Origin of the sequence: Saezia sanguinis (genome assembly GCF_003991585.1) — a bacterium.
GTDB classification, from domain to species: domain Bacteria; phylum Pseudomonadota; class Gammaproteobacteria; order Burkholderiales; family Burkholderiaceae_C; genus Saezia; species Saezia sanguinis.
Genome location: NZ_PQSP01000188.1, coordinates 1 through 241, shown reverse-complemented (window position 1 = coordinate 241; position 241 = coordinate 1). Strand labels below are relative to the sequence as shown.

At 39.0% G+C, this 241-nt stretch carries 1 protein-coding gene; it reads left to right on the top strand.

Annotation, left to right across the window (positions count from 1 at the left end; genetic code table 11):
* The coding region (locus CUZ56_RS15435; protein ID WP_204250982.1) for a uroporphyrinogen-III C-methyltransferase at positions 1-241 on the top strand (241 nt) is incomplete at both ends.

Below are 241 nucleotides of genomic sequence, written 5' to 3'. Positions count from 1 at the left end.
TTTCAGCACCTACTCAAGACGTAAAATTTGATACCACGCAACTTGCTCAATTAGAGTCAGCGAATAAAGCAACGCAAGACAAAATTGCACAAGTAGAAGAGCTCATCAATGCCAAATCACATGAGTTAGTTGGCTTACAATCACAAATCAATAAAGTGAGCGCGCAAGCTAATGCTCAACAACCTACTGATTGGTTATTCTCAGAAGCTGATTTCTTGCTCAACAATGCATTGCGTAAATT